Raw genomic sequence first — 2,311 nt, 5'->3', positions numbered from 1 at the left:
TTTGAGGTTGTGGATGAAGCTGACATGGTTTGAAGAGATTTTCGAAGAGTATTATTCTTATTGCCAGGCACCTGAGTTGCCAACGTAGTAACCATCAGGTGTATAGGTATTGCGAAGCATCTTACCTGATGAAGCTAAATAATACCACTTGCCATTATCTTTGACCCAATCATTCGCTAGCATGGCACCAGAAGAACTTACATAGTACCATTTTCCCTTGTCATAAACCCAAGCGCTTGCTTTCATAGCTCCTGAGCAATTAAAGGCAAAAAAACTGTCCAATATCATTCATTTTTTTAAAGCATTTTACACTACATCATCCACGCTGTAGGACACAGATACATCAAACGTAAGAGCCAAAATATCGAAAAATATACAACTTTTAAAGGCAACATTTCATTTTTTAAAGTCTAACAACCATAGAACTGAAATCAGAGCAAGGCATCAATTTCCTACTCTTAGTACGCCTATTTTGATGATTGAAGTGAAGATTTTTTTATTTAACGTAGACAACCTCCAACTTTCCAAAAGCCACATCCCCACGGATAATCAAGGTTTTGCTGGTTGGGGCTAGAGGGGCATCTGCCTTGGCTACACCACAGAAAGTTTCCACCTTCAAATCAACTCGCCAATGTTGAGGAACATAGATAACTGCATTGCCAAAACCAACTTCCACTTTCAGGGTTGCGGTATCTCCTAAAATCTCTGCATTGTCATAATATATCTTGGCATTGCCAAAACCAACTTCTACTTGGTCTTCTACCAATTCTTGATTTTGCTTGTAGAAAGTCCCAGTCCCAAAAGCGACTTCCTTGTCTATAAAAATGGTTTTTTCACCATCATACCACCATTTTTTCCCATTCCAAGTTCTGTTAGAATGAGTGAGTGCGCTGACACCCATTACGATTAAAATACTAGCCCAGAACAATGACTGATTTGGAATCGGTAAAATGTCATAAAAATGATTAGCAATCATGAGAGCTACAAAAGTTGTAAAAACTGCTGATGTCAGATGACGACGAAGCAAAGCTTCAACTGATTGATAGGCAAAAAATGCAATACCAAGCAAGGGCCAAATATGCCCTCCCAGAGAAGGGATTCCAAAATTTCCTTGTAATAATATTAAAGCCGCCAAAATAAGCAACACAATACCAAATGCTTTCTTTTTCATGTTCTTACCTCATGTTTCTTAGATTTTCTTTTAGGAGGGATTGGTAATGCCGTGACACATGAACCTCCTTGTGGGTCTGATAAAAGGAAATGGTGCCCGTTCCTGAAAAGGACTTGTCCACCGAATAGATTTGCCGAATATTAGCGATCGTTGACTTGGATACCCGACTAAAATAACGAGGAAGGATAGCCTCTAACTCATAGAGTTTAAGCCGAACCTCGTAGGCGTCTTTCTGGGTATGGGCGTAAATCTTGCTACCTTCTGTCTCAAAGAAGAGAATTTCCGACAAGTCCAGATAATATTCACCTGTTCCCTTGTAAAAAATCAACCTAGGAGACTTGGATTCTTGCAAGAGGCGCTGTAAATCCGCAATCTCATCTGTCAAAGCCGCTGCCTTGATGACAATTTCAGTTTCCTCTAAATTGCTGTCAATTTCGATTCGTAACTTCATTCCATCTCCTTTCTGACTCTACTATATCAAAGGCAAAATAAGAAAACAAGAGCAAAAAAGCAAGTGGTTACTTTAGGCACGTAAGTGGTTCTAGGACCGCCTTATACTCTTCGAAAATCAAATTCAAACCACGTCAGCGTCGTCTTACCGTACTCAAGTACAGCTTGCGGCTAGCTTCCTAGTTTGCTCTTTGATTTTCATTGAGTATTAACTTACAGGTCAAAATAGAAAGAAAAGCACACCCCACACAAGACCACAAATATAACCAACTACTACATCCTTTGGAAAATGCACTCCACCTAAGACTCTCACTAGACCGAGGAGAGCTGACAAGATCAACAAGATAATCCCTACAGATAAACTAGCATGTAAGCAAGCCATGGAGATAATGGTGGCTGAAAAGACATGACGACTGGGCATTGACTGACCAGGACTATCTCTGTCAAGCAAGGGTTTAATATCCCATTCCTCATAAGGCCTAGGGGCATTGATTTTCTTACGAAGAAAAGACAAAATCACAAAACCTGATGCAGGGATAAACAAATAAATCCCGACCTGTTTCCCAAGTCCTTCTTGGAGATAGATAATTGCTAACAAGGTCAGATAAACTATAGGCATAACTACCGTCATGAACCGATTGAAAGTTCTTAACAAGCTCAGAAGAAAGGGCTTATTATGGCTTCAAGCCA

General features: G+C 39.9%; 2 protein-coding genes and 2 pseudogenes. All 4 read right to left on the bottom strand.

Annotation, left to right across the window (positions count from 1 at the left end; translation table 11 throughout):
* Positions 1–57: 57 nt before the first annotated feature.
* Positions 58–255 (bottom strand): annotated as a pseudogene (locus HT719_RS08675) (N-acetylmuramoyl-L-alanine amidase family protein); the annotation flags it as partial.
* A gap of 241 nt (positions 256–496) precedes the next feature.
* Positions 497–1,171: a hypothetical protein gene (locus HT719_RS08670; RefSeq protein ID WP_172928907.1), complete on the bottom strand. Its 675-nt coding sequence runs from the start codon at positions 1,169–1,171 to the stop codon at positions 497–499.
* Positions 1,172–1,175: 4 nt separating this feature from the next.
* Positions 1,176–1,622, bottom strand: coding sequence for a LytTR family DNA-binding domain-containing protein (locus HT719_RS08665; RefSeq protein ID WP_000776605.1), 447 nt, complete (start codon positions 1,620–1,622; stop codon positions 1,176–1,178).
* Between the two features lie 219 nt (positions 1,623–1,841).
* A pseudogene (locus HT719_RS08660) lies at positions 1,842–2,297 on the bottom strand (phosphatase PAP2 family protein); the annotation flags it as partial.
* Positions 2,298–2,311 lie beyond the last annotated feature (14 nt).

Source organism: Streptococcus sp. k-378 (genome assembly GCF_013277505.1).
GTDB lineage: Bacteria > Bacillota > Bacilli > Lactobacillales > Streptococcaceae > Streptococcus > Streptococcus pseudopneumoniae.
The sequence above is the reverse complement of the archived record's forward strand: the minus strand, read 5'-3'. Positions and strand labels throughout refer to the sequence as shown.